This window comes from Hydrogenophaga sp. UC242_50 (assembly GCF_042697355.1).
Classification (GTDB): domain Bacteria; phylum Pseudomonadota; class Gammaproteobacteria; order Burkholderiales; family Burkholderiaceae_C; genus Hydrogenophaga.
Window position 1 is genome coordinate 4,349,377 of the sequence record NZ_CP170553.1, and the last position, 15,102, is coordinate 4,364,478.

The window sequence follows — 15,102 nt, forward strand, 5'->3', positions numbered from 1 at the left end:
CCCTGGGGGCCCCCGAAAGCCAGTCACAGCTGGTTACGAGCACGACCTTTGACCACACGCCGGCTTCACACGGGGGCGGGATAATTCCACCCCATGCTTCAGCTCACCCCACGCAGGACGGTTCTCGCCCTGGCGTTCTCCGCCGCCCTCATCGTGGCGTTCCCGGTCCCGGCGTCGACCTTCGACCTGCCCTCGCTGGATCGCATCGTCCACTACCAGCCCAAGCTGCCGCTGCAGGTCTACACCGCCGACGGCGAGGAAATCGCGCAGTTCGGCACCGAGCGGCGCGACTACGTGCCGCTCTCGCGCATGCCGATGCAGCTGCAGCAGGCCGTGCTGGCGGTGGAAGACGCGCGCTTTCGCGAACACTCGGGCGTGGACCCCAAGGGCATGGCGCGCGCGGTGCTGGCCGTGATCACCGGGGGGCGCAAGCAAGGCGCCTCCACCATCACGCAGCAGCTGGTGCGCACCATGCTGCTCACGCGCGAGTTCTCGGCCGAGCGCAAGGCCAAGGAAATCTGGCTGGCCCTCAAGCTGGAAGACGAGATCTCCAAGGACCGCATCCTGGAGATCTACATGAACGAGATCTTCCTGGGCCAGCGCGCCTACGGCTTCGCCGCCGCCTCGCAGATCTACTTCGGCAAGCCGCTGGACAAGCTTTCGCTGGCCGAGACCGCCATGCTCGCGGGCCTGCCGCAGAACCCGTACTACGCCAACCCGGTCGGCGAACTTCGAGCGCGCCACGCAGCGCCAGCGCGTGGTGCTCGAGCGCATGCGCGCCGTCGACGCGATCGACGACAAGCAGCTCGCCGCCGCGCGCGCCGAGAAGCTGGTCATCCGCACCCCGGGCACGCGCAGCGTGCACGCGGCCCACGTGGCCGAGATGGCCCGGCGCGCCGTGGTCGAGCGCTTCGGCACCGAGGCCTATTCGAGCGGGCTGCGCGTGACGACCTCGCTGCGCGCGGCCGACCAGCGCGCCGCGCACACCGCCGTGCAGCGCGGCGTGCTGGCCTTCGAACGCCGGGGCGCGTGGCGCGGCCCGGAAGACACCGAGTCGCTGCCCTCGGGCAACGGCGCCGAACTGGAGCGCGCGGCCGCCGAGGCGCTCAAGGACCACCGCGACGACGAGACCCTGCGCGTGGGCATCGTGCTCTCGGCCAGCCCGACGGCGCTGGAGGTGCAGCTGGCCAGCGGCGAACGGATCACCGTGCAGGGCGAGGGCCTGCGCTGGGCACAGAAGGCGCTCGACGCCAAGGCCAAGGCGCCCCTGAAGATCACGCGCGGCGCCATCTTGCGCGTGGTCGCCAACGGCAAGGCCAAGGACAAGAAGACCCCGCTGTGGGCCATCTCGCAATGGCCCGAGGCCGAGGCCGCGCTCGTCGCGCTGGACCCGCAGACCGGCCGCGTGCGCGCGCTGGTGGGGGGCTTCGACTTCACCAACCAGCCGTTCAACCACGTCACGCAGGGCTGGCGCCAGCCGGGCTCGGCCTTGAAGCCCCTGCTTTACTCCGCCGCGCTCGAAGCGCGTGTGATGCCGGCCACGATGGTGGACGACCTGCCCTTCACCGCCGCCAACGGCTGGAGCCCGAACAACGCCAGCGGCGAACACCTGGGCTCGATCTCGGTGCGCGAAGCGCTCAAGCGCTCGAGCAACCTGGCCAGCGTGCGCGTGCTGCAGCACACCGGCACCCAACCCGCGCGCGAGTGGACCGGGCGCTTCGGCCTGGACGTGGCGCGCCAGCCCAACGACCTCACCCTGGCCCTGGGCACCGGCAGCGCGACGCCGCTGCAGATGGCCCAGGCCTACGCCACCCTGGCCAACGGCGGCTGGCCGGTGGCGTCGGTGGTGATCGAGAAGATCACCGACGCGCAGGGCAAGGTGCTGTTCGAAGCCCCGGCCGCGCCCCCGCTGACCGAAGAGACCCGTGCCATTCCCGCGCGCAACGCCTACGTGGTCGGCAGCCTGCTCAACGACGTGGCGCGCGCCGGCACCGCCGCGCGGGCCCAGGCCCTGCTCAAGCGGCCCGACATCTACGGCAAGACCGGCACCACCAACGACGCGGTGGACGCCTGGTTCGCCGGCTACCAGCCCTCGCTGGCCGCGGCCGTGTGGGTGGGCTACGACAAGCCGCGCAGCCTGGGCGGCGGCGAGTCGGGCGGGCGCATCGCGCTGCCGATCTGGATCGACTACATGGGCGCGGCGCTCAAGGGCGTGCCGGTGGCGCAACCGCCCGCCCCGCCGGAAGGCCTGGTGCGCGATGGCGAGGACTGGCTGTACGCCGAATGGCACGACGGCGGCTGGGTGTCGCAGATCTCGGACACCAGCGGGGTGCAGTACAAGACCAACCTCGGCAGCGAGATCGGCAAGGTGTTCAACTCGTTCGGTGCCTGGCTGCGCGGCGAGTCCAGGCCCTGAGCGAAGGCCCCTGAGCGCTGCACGGCGGCGACAGCCCAGCGCGGACCGCGCACCTATCATCGGCTCACCATGAGCCCTGCCGCCCCTTCTCCCGACGCCGCCGCCCTTCCCACCGCCGTGTTCGAACAGGACGGCACCCGCTGGCAGCCCAGCGTGCTGGCCCGCGGCCCCTGGGACGCCCGCGCCCAGCACGGCGGTGCGCCTTGTGCCCTGCTGGTGCACCTGGCCGAAAGCGCCCTGCCCGACCCGGCCTGGCAGCTCTCGCGCCTGAGCATCGAGCTGATCAAGCCGGTGCCGGTGGCGCCGCTGACCTCGCGCCTGGACACCCACCCGGGTCGCTCCACCACGCGCATGACGATCGACCTGTTCGCTGACGATGTTCTGGTGGCCCGGGGCCATGCGCTCCTGGTGCGCGGGCAGCCGTTCGAGTTGCCGTCCGGCTTGCCGGGCTGGTCGCCTGAGCTGCTGCGCCCGCTGCCCGACGAATGCCATGAGCGGCTGCGCATTCCTGGCCTGCCGGATGGTGTCTCGTTCTACCAGTCCGCCATGGACCACCGCATGGCTCAGGGCGATGCCGCGCAGCCCGGCCCGGCCGCCGCCTGGTTTCGCCTGAGTGTGCCGCTGGTGCAGGGTCGGCCCAACTCCCCTGCCATGCGGGCGGCGGCCGCCGCCGATTTCGGCAATGGCCTGAGCTGGGTGCTGCCGGCCGAGCGCTACCTGTTTTCGAACGCCGACCTCAGCCTGCACCTGCACCGCCCACCCGAAGGCGAGTGGATCGGGTTGCGCTCGGAAACCCAGGCCCACGGTGGCGGCGTGGGCACCACCTTGTCACGCCTCTACGACGTGCACGGCCCCATCGGCGTCGCGACCCAGACCCTGGTGATGCGCGAACGCGCCTGAGGCGCGCTCAGCCCGCGCAGATGCGCGCCTTGGCCTCGGCGTATTCGCGCTTGAAGCGCGCCACCAGGTCGGCGGCGGGCAGCACCTCGCGGATCGCGCCGATGCCCTGGCCGCAGCCCCAGATGTCGCGCCAGGCCTTGGCCGCGTTGGCGCCCTCGCCGGTGGCGAAGTTCATCTTGCTCGGGTCGCTCTGCGGCAGGTTGTCCGGGTCCATGCCGGCGTTCTTGATGCTGCCCTTGAGGTAGTTGCCGTGGATGCCGGTGTAGAAGTTGCTGTAGACGATGTCGTCGGAGTCCGACGCGGTGATCATCTCCTTGTAGCCGTCCACCGCGCGCGCTTCCTCGGTGGCGATGAAGGCCGAGCCGATGTAGGCCAGGTCGGCGCCCATGGCCTGCGCGGCCAGGATGGCACCGCCCGAGGCGATGGCGCCCGAGAGCGCGATCGGGCCGCCGAACCATTCGCGGATTTCCTGCACCATCGCGAACGGGCTCTTCACGCTGGCGTGCGCCACCGGCACCGGCGGCCACGGGGATCAGGCCGTCGGCGCCCTTGTCAATCGCCTTGTGCGCGAACACGTTGTTGATCACGTCGTGCAGCACGATGCCACCCCAGGCGTGCACCGCCTGGTTCACGTCCTCGCGCGCGCCCAGGCTGGTGATCACGATCGGTACCTTGTACTTGGCGCACAGCTGCATGTCGTGCTCCAGCCGGTCGTTGCTCTTGTGCACGATCTGGTTGATCGCGAACGGCGCGGCCTTGTTGTCGGGGTTGGCCTTGTCGTGCGCGGCCAGGGCCTCGGTGATTTCAGCCAGCCATTCGTCGAGCTGCGAAGCCGGGCGGGCGTTGAGCGCGGGCATGGAGCCCACCACGCCGGCCTTGCATTGCGCGATCACGAGCTTGGGGTTGCTGATGATGAACAGCGGCGAGCCGATCACCGGGAACTTCAGGTTCTTCAGAACGAGCGGCAGGCTGCGGGCGGGTGCGATCATGGTGTCTCCGTTGGGGTTCGTCAGGATTCTGGGGGCAGCGCGGGGCGAGGCCCTGTCGATGCGGCGACAGGGCGCGCGAAAACCGCGATCAGAAGGCCTCGATGGCGAGCGCGGTCACGGCCTCGGCGCCGTCCACGATGCTGTCGCGCACGCCCGGGGCGCGGCTGAGGAGGTGGTCGGCGTAGAAGCGCGCGGTGGTGATCTTGGCCTGCATGAAGGCCGCGTCCTTGCCCTGGGCCAGTTGGTCCTCGGCCACCATCAGCGCGCGCGCCATCTGCCAGCCCGCCACGAGGTTGCCCGCGAGCATGAGGTAGGGCACGCTGCCGGCGAAGGCCGCGTTGGGGTTGGCGCGCGTGTTGGCGGCGATGAACTCGACCACGTCCACGAAGGCCTCGCGCGCGGCCTTCAGGCGCGCATGCACGGCCTTCGCGTTGGCGCTGCCGCGCGTCGCCAGTTCGGCTTCGGTCTTCTCGATCTGGGCCGCGATGGCCTTGGCGCCGGTGCCACCATCGCGCGCGGTCTTGCGGCCCACGAGGTCGTTGGCCTGGATGGCGGTCGTGCCTTCGTAGATGGTGAGGATCTTGGCGTCGCGGTAGTACTGCGCCGCGCCGGTCTCCTCGATGAAGCCCATGCCGCCGTGCACCTGCACGCCCAGGCTGGTGACTTCCAGGCTCATCTCGGTGCTGTAGCCCTTGACCAGGGGCACCAGGAATTCGTAGAAGGCCGCGTTCTGCTTGCGCACCTCGGCATCGGGGTGGTGGTGGGCGGCGTCGTACGCGGCGGCGGCCACGCTGGCCATGGCGCGGCAGCCTTCGGTGGACGCGCGCATGGTCATGAGCATGCGCTTGACGTCCGGGTGGTGGATGATGGGCGCGGCCGCGCTCATCGAGCCATCGACCGGGCGGCTCTGCACGCGGTCCTTCGCGTAGCCCACGGCCTTCTGGTAGGCGCGCTCGGCGATCGCGATGCCCTGCACGCCCACGGCGTAGCGCGCGGCGTTCATCATGATGAACATGTACTCCAGGCCCCGGTTTTCCTGGCCCACGAGGTAACCCACGGCACCGCCGTGGTCGCCATACTGCAGCACGGCGGTGGGGCTGGCCTTGATGCCCATCTTGTGCTCGATGCTCACGCAATGCACGTCGTTGCGCGCGCCCAGGGAGCCGTCCGGGTTCACCATGAACTTGGGCACCACGAACAGGCTGATGCCCTTCACGCCCTCGGGCGCGCCGGTCACGCGCGCGAGCACGAGGTGCACGATGTTCTCGGCCATGTCGTGCTCACCGTAGGTGATGAAGATCTTGGTGCCGAACACCTTGTAGCTGCCATCGGGCTGCGGCTCGGCGCGGCTGCGCACGGCAGCGAGATCGGAGCCGGCCTGCGGCTCGGTGAGGTTCATGGTGCCGGTCCATTGACCGCTCACCAGTTTTTCGAGGTAGGTCGCCTTGAGCTCGTCGGAGCCCGCGGTGAGCAGGGCTTCGATCGCGCCGTCGGTCAACAGCGGGCACAGCGCGAAACTCATGTTGGCGCTGTTGAGGATTTCGCCGCAGGCCGCGCCGATGGTCTTGGGCAGGCCCTGGCCGCCGAAGTCCACCGGGTGCTGCAGGCCCTGCCAGCCGCCTTCGGCGTACTGCTTGAAGGCGTCCTTGAAACCGGGTGTGGTGGTGACCACGCCGTCCTTGAACCACGAAGGGTTCTTGTCACCCTCGAAGTTCAGCGGTGCGATCACGCCTTCGTTGAGCTTGGCGCACTCCTCGAGCACGGCTTGCGCGGTTTCCAGGCCGGCTTCCTCGAAGCCGGGCATCTGCGCCACCTGGTCGATGCGGGCCAGGTGCTCGATGTCGAACAGCATGTCCTTGAGGGGGGCGGTGTAGCTCATCGTCTTGTCTCCGGGGGAAATTCAGGGGGCAGATGCGGCAAGGGCATCGCGAACGATGCCCTTGTCTTTCTCAAGCGGCTCAGAGTGCCTTGATCAACTCGGGCACGGCGGTGAACAGGTCCGCCTCCAGGCCGTAGTCGGCCACCGAGAAGATCGGGGCCTCGGGGTCCTTGTTGATCGCCACGATCACCTTGGAGTCCTTCATGCCGGCCAAATGCTGGATCGCGCCCGAGATGCCGGCGGCGATGTAGAGCTGAGGCGCGACGATCTTGCCGGTCTGGCCCACCTGCCAGTCGTTGGGCGCGTAACCCGCGTCCACGGCGGCACGGCTGGCGCCGAGGGCGGCACCGAGCTTGTCGGCCAACGGGGTCATCACCTCGTTGAACTTCTCGGCGGAGCCCAGCGCGCGGCCACCGGAGACGATGATCTTCGCGGCGGTGAGTTCGGGGCGGTCGCTCTTGGCGATCTCGCTGCCCAGGAACTTGCTCTTGCCGTCATCGGCCGCGGCCGTGGCGGTTTCCACGGCGGCGCTGCCACCGGTGGCCGCCGCCGGGTCGAAGCCGGTGGTGCGCACGGTGATCACGTGCTTGGCATCGGTGCTCTGCACGGTGGCGATCGCGTTGCCGGCGTAGATCGGGCGTTCGAAGGTGTCGGCGCTGATGACCTTGGTGATGTCGGAGACCTGGCCCACGTCCAGCGTGGCGGCCACGCGCGGCGCGACGTTCTTGCCGCTGGCGGTGGCCGGGAACAGGATGTGGCTGTAGTTGCCGGCCAGGGCCAGCACCTGGGCGGCGACGTTCTCGGCCAGGCCGTGCTCGAAGCCCGGGGCGTCGGCGTGGATCACCTTGCGCAGCGCCAGCGATGGCGGCGGCGGCCTTGGCGGCTTCACCGGCGTTGTGGCCGGCGATGAGCACGTGCACGTCACCCCCGCACTGGGCGGCGGCGGTCACGGTGTTGAGGGTCGCGCCCTTGATGGAGGCGTTGTCGTGTTCGGCAATAACGAGTGCGGTCATTTGTCAGGTCCTCAGATCACTTTGGCTTCGTTCTTCAGCTTGTCCACCAGGGCGGCCACATCGGCCACCTTGACGCCGGCACCGCGCTTGGGCGGCTCGCTGACCTTGAGGGTCTTGATGCGCGGCTTCACGTCCACACCGAGGTCTTCGGGTTTGACGATGTCCAGCTGCTTCTTCTTGGCCTTCATGATGTTGGGCAGCGTCACGTAACGCGGCTCGTTCAGGCGCAGGTCGGTCGTGATGACGGCCGGCAGCGTGATGGACAGCGTCTCCAGGCCGCCGTCCACTTCGCGCGTGACGCTGGCCTTGCCGTCGGCCACTTCGACCTTGGAGGCGAAAGTCGCTTGGGGAAGCCCTGCCAGCGCGGCCAGCATCTGGCCGGTCTGGTTGCAGTCGTCGTCGATCGCCTGCTTGCCCAGGATCACGAGCTGGGGCTGTTCCTTGTCCACCAGCGCCTTGAGCAGCTTGGCCACGGCCAGGGGCTGCAGTTCTTCGCTGGTCTCCACCAGGATGGCGCGGTCCGCGCCGATGGCCATGGCCGTGCGCAGGGTCTCCTGGCACTGCGTCACGCCGCAGGAGACGGCGATCACCTCGGTGACCACGCCCTTCTCCTTCAGGCGCACGGCTTCTTCCACCGCGATCTCGTCAAACGGGTTCATGCTCATCTTGACGTTGGCGATGTCCACGCCAGTACCGTCGCTCTTGACGCGAACCTTGACGTTGTAATCCACCACGCGCTTGACGGGGACGATGACCTTCATGATTGGGTTGCTCCTGATGATTGGAAAAATGTCGTCACGAATTGACGTGCACGTCAACTCAAGGATTGTATGCGGATGGTCAGCCGCCTCATGGGCGCTGCCCTCGTGGGCGACGCACAAACCGAGAAAAGAACGGTCGTGCTTTTTTTGCCATTGTAGGCGCTATTGCCCCTGGATGGAAGTCTCCCTAGTGAAACGGCACGTGCCTTCGGTCTCGGAATGACCGTTTGATTTCTTAATAGATTGTCAAAACGGCTGCAACACCGCAGGTCCATCGATATATTCGTGCAAACACATTCTGTTTCTTTTAATCCTTTGAAGCACCTGCCCGAGCCACATGCGCATTGCCGCCATTGATGACGATCCCGCGCAGCTGGATCTGGTCAGGGTGGTCGTCGCATCCATGGGCCACGACTGCCACCTGTTCGAGAATGCCAACGCGCTGCTGCGCGTGCTGCCCAAGGAGACGTTCGACCTCTTCATCGTCGACTGGGAACTGCCCGACATCCCCGGCCTGGACGTGATCCGCGCCATTCGCGACACCGCGATGGCACCGGTGCCCATCCTGATGATGACCAACCGCAGCGACGAGCGCGACATCATCGAAGGCCTGAACTGCGGCGCCGACGACTACATGGTCAAGTCCGCCCGCGTGGGGGAGTTGCGCGCGCGCCTGATGGCGCTGCTGCGACGGGGCGGCCACGCCCCGGCGCCGAGGGAGCTGGTCTGGGGCCGCTACCGTTTCCTGGTGCAGGACCGCGTGGTGCGCGTCGACGGCACCGAACTCTCGACCCTGACCAGCAAGGAATTCGACCTCGCTTTCCTCATGTTCCGCAACATGGGCCGCCTGCTCTCGCGCGCCCACCTGATCGAGGCCGTCTGGGGCATCGACGCGGACATCTCGTCGCGCTCGCTGGACGTCTACATGTCCCACGTGCGCAGCAAACTGAGCCTGCGCGCCGAGTCGGGCTACAAGCTGGTGTCCGTCTACAGCCACGGGTACCGGCTCGAAGACCTCGGCCCGGTGCCGGCCGCCCTGGCCCATTGAACATGCCCCGCACCGCCCCTCAACCCCCTTTGCGTTCGCCCTGGCGCCTGGTGGCCCCCGCCGCCGCCCTGCTCTGCTGGAGCGGGCTGGCGCTCGCGCAGCAGGACCGCGTGCACACCGTGCAGCCGGGCGACAACCTGTACGACCTCGCGCAGCGTTACCTGGACGACCCGAGCCAGTGGCCGCAACTGCAGCGCCTCAACCAGGTGAGCCATCCGCGCCGCCTGAGACCCGGCAGCCAGCTGGTGATTCCCGCCGCGCTCGCGCGCCCCGAGCCGGCGGTGGCCGATGTGCTGCACGTCGCGGGCCAGGCCAGCGTGCGCCAGGGGGCGTCCCAGGCCCATGCCGCGCCGCTGGTGGTCGGCGGACAGGTGAGCGAAGGCGCGCAGATCGAGGTGGGTGACGACGGCTTCGTGACCCTGCGCCTGGCCGATGGCTCGGTGGTGCGCCTCTCGGCCGGCACGCAGGTGCGCCTGCGCGAACTGCGGCATGCGCCCGCGCCCGGCCATGCGCAGTCCGGCCTCGACCTGGAGCGCGGCCGGGTCGATGCCACGGTCAAGCCACTGGCCTCTCCCCGCAGCCGCTTCGAGGTGCGCACGCCGCGCGCCGTGGGCGGCGTGCGCGGCACCACCTTCGGCGTGGCGGTGGGCAGCGGAGGTGACCTGATCAGCGATGTGCGCGAAGGCGCCATCCAGGTGCGCTCGCGCGCCACCCCCACGAATGCGGCAGGCACCCTGGTGCACGCCGGCCAGGGCGCGCGCGTGGGCAACACAACGGTGGTGGCGCCCCTGCTCGCGCCGCCCGACCTCTCCGGCGTGCCCGACGTGCTCGAGGACGCCTCGCTGATCGAACTGCCGCTCGCCCGCGAAGCCGGCGCCGCGGCCTGGCAGGTGCGCATCGCCAGCGACGACGCGGCCGAGCGCGTGGTGCGCAACGCCGTCTTCCCCTCACCCGTGGCGCGTTTCGCGGCGCTGGACGATGGGACCTACCTGCTCGCGGTCCGCGCCATGGATGGCCAGGGCATTCCGGGGACCGAGGCGGTGCGCCGCCTGGTCGTCAACGCGCACCCGACGGCCCCTTTGCTGCGCGAACCGCGCCAGGGCAGCCGGGTGGTGGGTCCCGCCATCGAACTGCTGTGCACCGAAGGCGCCACGGCCGTGGGCTACCGCTTCGAGGTGGCGCGCGACGCCAGCTTCACCGACCTGGTCGCGCAAACGCCCGACCTCGACCGCTGCCAGCACACCGTTCGCCCGCTCGCACCCGGCGCCTACGTCTGGCGGGTGGCGGCGGTCGCCCGCGATGCGCAGGGCGAGCGCGACCAAGGGCCTTTCAGCCGACCGATGCCGTTCCAGGTCGTCGCCCTGCCGCCCACCCCGTCCACCCCCACCTTGGGCGGCGCGGGAACCGACACGCTCGCGGTGAGCTGGACCACCAGCCCCGGCGGCCCCTGGCGCCATCAGCTCCAGCTCGCGCACGACGCGGCCTTCGCCCGCCTGCTGGACGACCAGTCGCTCGCCGAGGCGGTGTTCACCCGGCCCATGCCGCCGCCCGGCACGTACCACCTTCGGGTGCGCCAGATCGACGCCGACGGCCTGCCCGGCGCGTGGAGCGAACCGCAGCGCCTGGACGTGCACGCGCGCGTCGTGACCTCGGACAACCGGCCGCTCCACAGCAGCGAAGGCCGGCCGGTGCTGCGCGGCCTTCGCTGACGTTCGCTTGGACACGCGGCCCACCGAATCCACCACCTCCCAGATGCAGGAGCCGCTGGCGCGCGCGCGCCGTCCGCGCACCCGCTGGCTCGAATGGGGCCTGCTGTCGGCGGCCCTGCTGGCCGGCGTGGTCGCCCTGGGTTGCTCGCGCAGCCTGGAGCACATCGACCTGGCCCTCACCGACCAGCTCACGCGGCTGGGCCGGCAGGCGGTGTCGCCCGACATCGTGATCGTGGCCATCGACGACAAGAGCCTGAGCGAGATCGGCCTCTGGCCCTGGCGCCGCGCCTTCCATGCCGCGCTGCTCGACCGCATCACCCCCGCGGGGCCGCGTGCCGTGGGGCTGGACCTCATCCTGGTGGAACCCGGCCGCGACCACGCCGTGGACGATGCCCTGCTCGGCGAGGCCATCGCGCGCAATGGCAAGGTGGTGTTGCCCCTGTTGCTGATGGACCGGCACGGCACGGGTCAGCTGACCCGCACCGACCCGGCACCCGAGCTCGCCTCGGCGGCGGCCGCCATCGGCCACGTGCACCTGGAGATCGACAACGACGGCATCGTGCGCAGCACCTTCCTGCGCGAAGGCGACGGCACCCAGTGGTGGGATCAGTTCGCCGTGGCCTTGTTGCGCGTGGGTGGCTTCGCGCTGCCCGAGCCCCTGCCCGGCGAGCGGGCGCCGCCGCCCAAGAGCCCGGACGCCTGGCAGCGCGACCACTGGATGCAGATTCCCTTCGCCGGACCACCGGGCAGTTTCCCGCGCGTGTCCTACGTCGACGTGCTCCGGGGCCAGGTGCCGCCCGAGCAGTTCGCGGGCAAGTACGTGCTCGTGGGTGCCGTGGCCGCCGGCATGGGCGACGCCTATGCCACGCCGCGTTCGGGCCAGTCCGAGTTGATGGACGGCGTGGAGATCGCGGCCAACGTGATGAACGCGCTGCTGCTCGACCAGCGGCTGGAACGCGCCAATGCCTGGCAGAACGCGCTGTTCAGCGTGGTGCCGGTGGGGCTCGCGCTGCTGGCGGTGCTGCTGCTGGCGCCCACCGCCTCGCTGCTGGCGAGCGCCGCGCTGCTGATCGCCACCGTCGTGGCCGCCGCGCTCGCGCCGTCCGTGGCCGGCCTGCACTTCGCGCCTTCGGCCGCCCTGCTGGGCGTGTTGCTGGCCTATCCGCTGTGGGTGTGGCGGCGCCTGCGCGCGGCGCTCGGTTACCTGCTCGAGGAGTTCCGGCGCATGGAGACCCGCCGCGACCTGCCCACCATGCTGCCGGCGGCCCGTTCGGGCGATCTGCTGGACCGCCACATCAACGCGCTGCAAAACGCCTCCGAACAGTTGCGCAACCTGCACCGCTTCGTCAGCGAGACGCTCAACAGCCTGCCCGACGCCACGCTCATCGCCGACGCCTCCGGCCACGTGCTCGCGGGCAACCAGGCCGCCTACCAGTACTTCAGCCGGCAGAAGGTGGCGCGGCTGCGGGGCTACCCCCTTGGCGAGCTGCTGCGCGGCGTGCACCGCACCGGCACCCAGCAGCCGGTGTTCGACATGGAGCGCCTGCACCACGCCACCCAGCCCTGGGGGGCGGAGGCGCGCGACGCCGCCGGGCGCGATCTGCTGGTGCGCTTCGTGCCCTGCTTCAACACCGATGGGCAGACCACCAGCTGGATCACCAGCCTGGTCGACATCACCCCGATCCGCGAGGCCGAGCGCCAGCGCGACGTGGCCCTGCGCTTCATCTCGCACGACATGCGCTCGCCGCAGGCCTCCATCCTCGCGCTGCTGGAAGTGCAGCGCATGAACCCCCAGCAGCCCATGCGGCCCGAGACGCTGGGCCGCATCGAACGGCATGCGCGCCGCACCCTGGACCTGGCCGAGGAGTTCGTGCAACTGGCCCGGGCCGAATCCAGCACCTACCGCCTGGACACCGTGGACCTGGTGGACCTGCTCGACGAGGCCGTGGACGAGGTCTGGCCGCAGGCCCAGGCGCAGCGCGTGAACCTGCTGGTGGTGCGCCCCGATGCACCGGCCCTGTGCGAAGCCGACCGCGGCCTGCTCACCCGGGCCATCGCCAACCTGCTGGGCAACGCGGTGAAGTACGGCGGCGAAGGCACCGAGGTGCTGTGCGCCGTGCACGCGGCGACCGGGGGATGGCGGGTCTCCATCACCGACCAGGGCCCGGGCATGACGCCCGAGCAGCAGCAGCGGCTGTTCCAGCAGTTCGCCCGGCTCGATCCCGAGCACAGCGCCACGCGCGGCGTGGGCCTGGGGCTGGTGTTCGTGCGCACCGTGATCGAACGGCACGGCGCGCGCATCGAGGTCATCAGCCAGCCCGGCCATGGCACGACCTTCCATTTCACGCTCGCCGCCAGCCCCCACCTGCCCTAGGAGGGTGCATTCCACGCTTTACACGGTCGCTCTGTTAAGCGACTGTTAAACCGTTTGTTTGCGAAACGGGTCGAGGCTACGCTGATGTCTCGTTCCCCGATTTCCCTTTGACGACATGAGCACCCACACGATAGACCGAACAGACCGCACCGTTTCCCTGGAGACGGGCGCCGCCTCGGTTGTGCAACGCGGTGCCCGAGAAACCGTGTTCCCCCCGAGGCTGCGCTGCACGTTCTGACCCGTGACGAGTTCAGCAGCATGACCACCCCTCTCCCCGTCGACCCCCTCATCCACACCATGCGCATGCTCGGCCGCACGGTGCGCCTGCTGTTCAGCCGCCAGGAGCCTGAGCGAGCGCGTTCGCTGGCGATGGAACTGGCGCGCGCCACCTCGCCCTGCAAGGGGCTGGACGACCCCGTGCGCAGCTGGGAGGCCAACCTGCAGGTGGACCGGGGCCTGGGCCGGGCCCGGCGCCTGCAACGCCTGGTCAACAGCCCCGTCTGGCAAAGCGATCACGGCACGCCCGGCAGCGGCAAGACCCCGACCGAGAGCGCGGCCGACTACCTGTTCGCCTCGGTCATGAACCTGATCCACCAGATGCCGCTGTGCGACGAGGCCCATGTGTTCCGCCTCTGGTACCTCGCCACGCGGGCGGCCACGCCGCCGGAGAACGCCCTGCGCCTGTTCGGCGACCTGCGCTACCTGCCGGCCCACCAGCAGCTCGCCGCCGGCGCGCGCCTGCTCGAAACGCTGGGCAGCGACGCGCTGCACGCCACCCCCTCGCGGCCCCGGCTGCAGCCCGCCCACCCGGTGGAACTCCCCCCGAACGACTAGGCGACGACAGCGACTCAGGGCCATCCGGGTAAGTCTGGAGGGGGCCGCACAAGGGCTTGACCTATAGTGATTTCGCCGCCTCCGAGGGAGGCCGGTCACCCCCGAACGCGCCCAGGAGACCCCATGAAACTTCGCTGTCTTGCCACCGCCGTGCTGTCCACCACCGTGCTCGCGGGCGGCGTGGCCTCGGCCCAGACCGTCTTCACCGTCTCCAGCTGGGTGCCGCCCACGCACACGCTGAGCATGGCGCAGAAGAGCTGGTGCGACCTGCTGGAAAAAGACAGCGCGGGCCGCATGAAATGCAACATCCTGCCCAAGGGCGTGGCCGCGGCGCCCGGCACCTTCGACGCGGTGCGCGACGGCCTGGCCGACATCTCGTACACGGTGGACGGCTACACGCCCGGGCGCTTCATCAACACCCAGGTCGCCGAATTCCCCTTCCTGGGCGACAGCGCCACCGCCACCTCGCTGGCTTACCAGCGCATCTACAGCAAGTACTTCGCGCCGCTGGGCGAACACCGCGGTGTGAAGACGCTGGCGGTGTTCACGCACGGGCCCGGCATCATCTTCACCACCAAACAGGCGGTGGCCAGCGCGGCCGACGCTCGCCAAGCTCAAGTTCCGCATCGGCGGCGGCAACATCAACGAACTCTCCAAGGCCATGGGCTGGAACACCACGCTCAAGCCCGCGCCCGAGTCGTTCGAAATGTTGTCCACCGGCGTGATGGACGGCACCTTCTTCCCCGACGAGTCGGTCGCCTCGTTCAAGCTCAGCATGGTCAAGCACGCGACCACCTTCCCCGGCGGCCTGTACAACACCAGCTTCGTCTTCATGATGAACGAGGGCAAGTACAACGCCCTGTCGGCGCAGGACAAGGCCGTGATCGACAAGCTCTCGGGCGAAACCGCCGCGCGCATCTTCGGCGAGGGCTGGGACCGCGTCGACGCGGCCAGCCGCGAACTCCAGAAGACCCAGGGCGTGACCCGCATCGTGGCCGACGCGGCCTTCGTGCAGGCCGTGAAGGACAAGCAGGCGGGCCTGGAGACCAAGTGGGCCGAGGCCGCGCAGGCCAAGGGCCTGAAAGACCCGAAGGCGGTGCTCGCCGAGTTCCGCGCCGAAATCGCCAAGGTAAAGTAAGCCAGCGCACCACCTCCCACGGCCGGCCGGGCAGTCTGTTG

10 protein-coding genes and 4 pseudogenes are annotated in these 15,102 nt (G+C 69.6%); 9 read left to right on the top strand and 5 right to left on the bottom strand.

The window, feature by feature from the left end; all coding sequences use genetic code 11:
* Nucleotides 1-309: 309 nt before the first annotated feature.
* The 3 genes and pseudogenes from ACFJGX_RS22230 to ACFJGX_RS22240 all read left to right on the top strand — a co-directional run.
* A pseudogene (locus tag ACFJGX_RS22230) lies at nucleotides 310-672 on the top strand (transglycosylase domain-containing protein); the annotation flags it as partial.
* A 100-nt stretch (nucleotides 673-772) separates the two neighbouring features.
* Nucleotides 773-2,416, top strand: coding sequence for a penicillin-binding transpeptidase domain-containing protein (locus tag ACFJGX_RS22235; protein ID WP_382323800.1), 1,644 nt, complete (start codon nucleotides 773-775; stop codon nucleotides 2,414-2,416).
* A 69-nt stretch (nucleotides 2,417-2,485) separates the two neighbouring features.
* Nucleotides 2,486-3,316, top strand: coding sequence for a thioesterase family protein (locus tag ACFJGX_RS22240; protein ID WP_382323799.1), 831 nt, complete (start codon nucleotides 2,486-2,488; stop codon nucleotides 3,314-3,316).
* Nucleotides 3,317-3,323: 7 nt separating this feature from the next.
* On the opposite strand, the pseudogene ACFJGX_RS22245 reads toward ACFJGX_RS22240, so the two are convergent.
* From ACFJGX_RS22245 to ACFJGX_RS22260, 4 genes and pseudogenes are all read right to left on the bottom strand, one after another.
* Nucleotides 3,324-4,305: pseudogene (locus tag ACFJGX_RS22245) on the bottom strand (NAD(P)H-dependent flavin oxidoreductase).
* An 88-nt stretch (nucleotides 4,306-4,393) separates the two neighbouring features.
* A complete protein-coding gene (locus ACFJGX_RS22250; protein ID WP_382323798.1) occupies nucleotides 4,394-6,184 on the bottom strand; it encodes an acyl-CoA dehydrogenase in 1,791 nt (596 codons plus the stop codon).
* Between the two features lie 79 nt (nucleotides 6,185-6,263).
* Nucleotides 6,264-7,197: pseudogene (locus ACFJGX_RS22255) on the bottom strand (electron transfer flavoprotein subunit alpha/FixB family protein).
* A gap of 11 nt (nucleotides 7,198-7,208) precedes the next feature.
* Nucleotides 7,209-7,958, bottom strand: coding sequence for an electron transfer flavoprotein subunit beta/FixA family protein (locus ACFJGX_RS22260; protein WP_382159425.1), 750 nt, complete (start codon nucleotides 7,956-7,958; stop codon nucleotides 7,209-7,211).
* Nucleotides 7,959-8,295: 337 nt separating this feature from the next.
* On the opposite strand from ACFJGX_RS22260, the gene ACFJGX_RS22265 reads away from it, so the two are divergent.
* The 4 genes from ACFJGX_RS22265 to ACFJGX_RS22280 all read left to right on the top strand — a co-directional run bounded on the left by ACFJGX_RS22265 (nucleotide 8,296) and on the right by ACFJGX_RS22280 (nucleotide 13,923).
* Entirely contained in the window at nucleotides 8,296-9,006 is a 711-nt protein-coding gene (locus tag ACFJGX_RS22265) for a response regulator transcription factor (RefSeq protein WP_382159427.1), read from the top strand.
* 2 nt (nucleotides 9,007-9,008) lie between these two features.
* Nucleotides 9,009-10,715 (top strand): FecR domain-containing protein, encoded by a 1,707-nt coding sequence (locus ACFJGX_RS22270; RefSeq protein WP_382327092.1) that lies wholly within the window; start codon nucleotides 9,009-9,011, stop codon nucleotides 10,713-10,715.
* A gap of 7 nt (nucleotides 10,716-10,722) precedes the next feature.
* Nucleotides 10,723-13,089: a CHASE2 domain-containing protein gene (locus ACFJGX_RS22275; RefSeq protein ID WP_382323795.1), complete on the top strand. Its 2,367-nt coding sequence runs from the start codon at nucleotides 10,723-10,725 to the stop codon at nucleotides 13,087-13,089.
* 258 nt (nucleotides 13,090-13,347) lie between these two features.
* Nucleotides 13,348-13,923: a hypothetical protein gene (locus ACFJGX_RS22280; RefSeq protein ID WP_382323794.1), complete on the top strand. Its 576-nt coding sequence runs from the start codon at nucleotides 13,348-13,350 to the stop codon at nucleotides 13,921-13,923.
* Nucleotides 13,924-14,018: 95 nt separating this feature from the next.
* On the opposite strand, the gene ACFJGX_RS22285 is transcribed toward ACFJGX_RS22280, so the two are convergent.
* Entirely contained in the window at nucleotides 14,019-14,306 is a 288-nt protein-coding gene (locus ACFJGX_RS22285) for a hypothetical protein (RefSeq protein ID WP_382327094.1), read from the bottom strand.
* Here ACFJGX_RS22285 and ACFJGX_RS22290 point away from each other — a divergent pair.
* Both ACFJGX_RS22290 and ACFJGX_RS22295 read left to right on the top strand, forming a co-directional pair.
* Nucleotides 14,194-14,466, top strand: a pseudogene (locus tag ACFJGX_RS22290) (ABC transporter substrate-binding protein); the annotation flags it as partial. The gene ACFJGX_RS22285 and the pseudogene ACFJGX_RS22290 sit on opposite strands and share 113 nt — an antisense overlap.
* A gap of 118 nt (nucleotides 14,467-14,584) precedes the next feature.
* Nucleotides 14,585-15,061, top strand: coding sequence for a hypothetical protein (locus ACFJGX_RS22295; RefSeq protein WP_382327096.1), 477 nt, complete (start codon nucleotides 14,585-14,587; stop codon nucleotides 15,059-15,061).
* Nucleotides 15,062-15,102 lie beyond the last annotated feature (41 nt).

Bases quoted from the DNA above. Each gene is read 5' to 3' on its own strand.
- ACFJGX_RS22260 (WP_382159425.1), bottom strand. From the start codon at position 7,958: ATGAAGGTCATCGTCCCCGTCAAGCGCGTGGTGGATTACAACGTCAAG.
- ACFJGX_RS22295 (WP_382327096.1), top strand. From the start codon at position 14,585: ATGGGCTGGAACACCACGCTCAAGCCCGCGCCCGAGTCGTTCGAAATG.
- ACFJGX_RS22265 (WP_382159427.1), top strand. From the start codon at position 8,296: ATGCGCATTGCCGCCATTGATGACGATCCCGCGCAGCTGGATCTGGTC.
- ACFJGX_RS22250 (WP_382323798.1), bottom strand. From the start codon at position 6,184: ATGAGCTACACCGCCCCCCTCAAGGACATGCTGTTCGACATCGAGCAC.
- ACFJGX_RS22240 (WP_382323799.1), top strand. From the start codon at position 2,486: ATGAGCCCTGCCGCCCCTTCTCCCGACGCCGCCGCCCTTCCCACCGCC.
- ACFJGX_RS22280 (WP_382323794.1), top strand. From the start codon at position 13,348: ATGACCACCCCTCTCCCCGTCGACCCCCTCATCCACACCATGCGCATG.
- ACFJGX_RS22270 (WP_382327092.1), top strand. From the start codon at position 9,009: ATGCCCCGCACCGCCCCTCAACCCCCTTTGCGTTCGCCCTGGCGCCTG.
- ACFJGX_RS22235 (WP_382323800.1), top strand. From the start codon at position 773: ATGCGCGCCGTCGACGCGATCGACGACAAGCAGCTCGCCGCCGCGCGC.